The 3,201-nt window shown below is 63.5% G+C and carries 3 protein-coding genes; 2 read left to right on the top strand and 1 reads right to left on the bottom strand.

The window, feature by feature from the left end; genetic code table 11:
• Positions 1–146 precede the first annotated feature (146 nt).
• Positions 147–491 carry a metalloregulator ArsR/SmtB family transcription factor gene (locus tag VDP82_RS16160; protein WP_323015856.1) on the top strand — a complete coding sequence of 115 codons (345 nt, stop codon included), beginning with the start codon at positions 147–149 and terminating at the stop codon, positions 489–491.
• Complete coding sequence (locus VDP82_RS16155) at positions 491–2,386, top strand: ABC transporter ATP-binding protein/permease (RefSeq protein WP_323015855.1); 1,896 nt, start codon at positions 491–493, stop codon at positions 2,384–2,386. Before VDP82_RS16160 ends, VDP82_RS16155 begins: the two co-directional genes overlap by 1 nt.
• 75 nt (positions 2,387–2,461) lie before the next feature.
• Here the strand turns inward: VDP82_RS16155 and VDP82_RS16150 are convergent.
• The coding region (locus tag VDP82_RS16150) for an efflux RND transporter permease subunit (RefSeq protein ID WP_323015854.1) at positions 2,462–3,201 on the bottom strand (740 nt) is incomplete at its 5' end.

Raw genomic sequence — 3,201 nt, 5'->3', positions numbered from 1 at the left:
ACCAGGCCAATACCGGCCAGATCCGCGACCCGGACCTGATCTATCCCGGCCAGGTCTTCGATTTGCCCAACTAAACCGGGCACAAAATGGCCCGCCGCCAGGCGGGCCATTGATTATTCGGTTGAGAAGCCCCATTTTATCGTCAAATGACGATAAACGATCCCGATCCCATGCACGACGACGATATTGCCACCATCATGCGGGCGATGGGCCACCCCGTAAGGCTCAACATCCTGCGCATCCTGGCCCGCCAGGAGCGGGGCGAGTGTTGCTGCGCCGATGTCACCGACGAATTGACCCTGGCCCAGTCCACTGTGTCCCAGCACATCAAGGTGTTGCTCGACGCCGGCCTAATCGAGCGCCGCCCGCGCGGCACCCGCAATTGCTACATCGTCCAGCATGAGCGCCTGGCCGCCTTGGGCGCGGCCTATACCGGGATGATCGCCGAGTTCGGCAATGTCGCCCCCCGGCTGGAAGCGGAAACCGCCTGATGGCCCTCGACAGCGTTGAAAAAAAGCCGTCCGTCAGCGCGGACGAAGGCTCCATTGTCTCCACGATCCGCAATCTGTGGGCCTATATGTGGCCGGCCGGCCGGCCCGACCTGCGCCTGCGCGTACTGCTGGCCATTGCTGCCCTTCTGGTCAGCAAGGTCGCCACCACCCTTGTCCCCTTCGCCTATAAGGGCATTATCGACGGCCTGGATGGCTCGGGCGAGCATGGCGCCCTCATTCTGGGCCTTTCCGTGCCCATCGCGCTGGCCGTCGCCTATGCGCTGGGCAATGTCATCGATGCCGGCTTCCAGCAATTGCGCGACGTGCTCTTTGCCAGTGTCGGCCAGCATGCCGTGCGCAAGCTGGCGCTGGAGACCTTCGAGCATCTGCACCGGCTGTCGCTGCGTTTCCATCTTGCCCGGCGCACGGGCGGGCTGAGCCGCGTCATCGAGCGCGGCACCAAGGGCATCGAGACCATCGTGCGCTTCACGATGCTCAACATCATGCCCACGCTGGTGGAATTTGCCATCACCGCCGTCATTTTCGCCTGGATGTTCGGCTGGACCTATCTCGGCGTACTGGTGGTGATGGTCTGGGCCTATCTCTATTTCACCATCAAGGCTTCGAACTGGCGCATCGCCATCCGCCGCGACATGAACGAGAGCGACACCGACGCCAATGGCAAGGCGGTCGATAGCCTGCTCAACTACGAAACGGTCAAATATTTCACCAATGAAGGCATGGAGGCCCAGCGCTTCGACGCCTCCATGGCCGGCTATGAGCGCTCGGCTATCCGCATCTGGACCTCGCTGGGCCTGCTTAATTTCGGCCAGGCGGTTATCTTTTATGCCGGCCTATTGGTCATTTCCATCATGGCGGTGCGCGGCGTGCTCGACGGCACGCTGACCCTGGGCGATTTCGTGCTGCTCAATACCTTCCTGATGCAGGTCTACCGGCCGCTCAACTTCATCGGCTTCGTCTATCGCGAGCTGCGCCAGGGCCTTACCGATATCGAGGCCATGTTCCGCCTGCTCGATCAGGACCCCGAGATTGAGGATAGCCCCGGCGCCCTGCCGTTGGCCATCGCCGGCCCGGTCATCCGCTTCGACAACGTCGCTTTTCACTACGATCCCGAGCGCCCCATCCTCAAGGGCGTCAGCTTCGAGGTGCCCGCCGGCAAGACCGTGGCCATTGTCGGCCCCACCGGTGCCGGAAAATCCACCATCTCCCGGCTGCTCTACCGCTTCTACGACGTCACCGCCGGCGCCATCACCATCGATGGACAGGATCTGCGCGACATCACCCAGAAGAGCCTGCGCGACGCCATCGGCATGGTGCCGCAGGATACGGTGCTGTTCAACGAAACCATTGGCTACAATATCGAATATGGCCGCCCCGGCGCCAGCGATGCCGAAATCCATGCTGCAGCCGACATGGCCCAGGTCGGTGCGTTCATTGAGGCGCTGCCCCATGGCTATGAGACGCCGGTGGGCGAGCGCGGGCTCAAGCTTTCGGGCGGCGAAAAGCAGCGCGTCGCCATTGCCCGCACCATTCTCAAATCGCCCTCCATCCTCATTCTCGATGAGGCCACCTCGGCCCTCGATACTCAGACGGAACGCGATATCCAGTCGGCGCTGGACGACGTTTCGCGCAACCGCACCACGGTGGTCATCGCCCACCGCCTCTCCACCGTCATCAATGCCGATGAAATCCTGGTGCTGCGCGAGGGCGTCGTCGCCGAGCGCGGCAATCATGCGGCGCTGCTGGCCCTGGACGGCCTTTATGCCCAGATGTGGAACCGCCAGCGCGAGGCCAGCGAGGCCGAGGAGAAGCTGCGCCGGAGCACCAACGACCCCGACGGTTTCGTCAAGCGCGGCACCCCGGCCGCCGAGTAGGGCAGGGCGCCATGCATTGCCCCATGACAAAAAGGCCCGCATCGCTGCGGGCCTTTCTTCCGGTGCGGTGCCAGCCTATTCGGCCGCCTCGGGCCGGCTGGCGGGGCCGTTCTGCGGCTTGTCGCCCAGGCCGGCTTCCTTGCTGACGATGTAGCGCCTGGCGCCATCGGCTTCCTCGGGAATTTCGACGGCCATGCCGTCGAAGCCTGCGGGAACGGCGGCCGGCTTGCGATCGCGGCGGGAGAGGAAATTGCGCAGCCGCCCGCCCTGATGGCTGAGCCACCTGATCTGCTTCCACATGACGCTGGGAGCGGTGATCATCACCGGAACCATGACCAGCGTCAGCGCCGTGGAGAAGAACAGGCCCGAAACCAGCGCCGCCGACAGATGGATGAACCAGGATCCGGCCAGCCCCCCCACCACGATTTCACGGCGCAGGAAGTCGAATTCCACATTGGCCCACATCGGGATGACGCCCAGCGCCGTGAGGAAGGCGGTGAGCAGCACCGGCCGCACGCGCTGCGCGGTGGTCAGCAGCATGGCCTTGACGGCCTCCACCCCCTGATGGCGGTGGTAGTCGTTATAGGTATCGATGAGCACGATGCCGTTCTTCACCACGATGCCGGCCAGCGCCACGATGCCGAGGCCGGTCATGATGGCCGAAAAGCTCATTCCGGTGACCAGCATGCCCAGCAGCACGCCGGCAACCGACATGATGACGGTCGAGAGCGTCACCAGCACCTGATAGAAGCTGTTATATTCCAGCAGCAGGATGAAGAAGATCAGGAACATGGCCATGCCGAAGGCCTGGACGA

The sequence above is a fragment of the Devosia sp. genome (assembly GCF_034675085.1).
Classification (GTDB): domain Bacteria; phylum Pseudomonadota; class Alphaproteobacteria; order Rhizobiales; family Devosiaceae; genus Devosia.
Note: the sequence above shows the minus strand (reverse complement) of the source record. Positions and strands in the feature narration are given on the sequence as shown.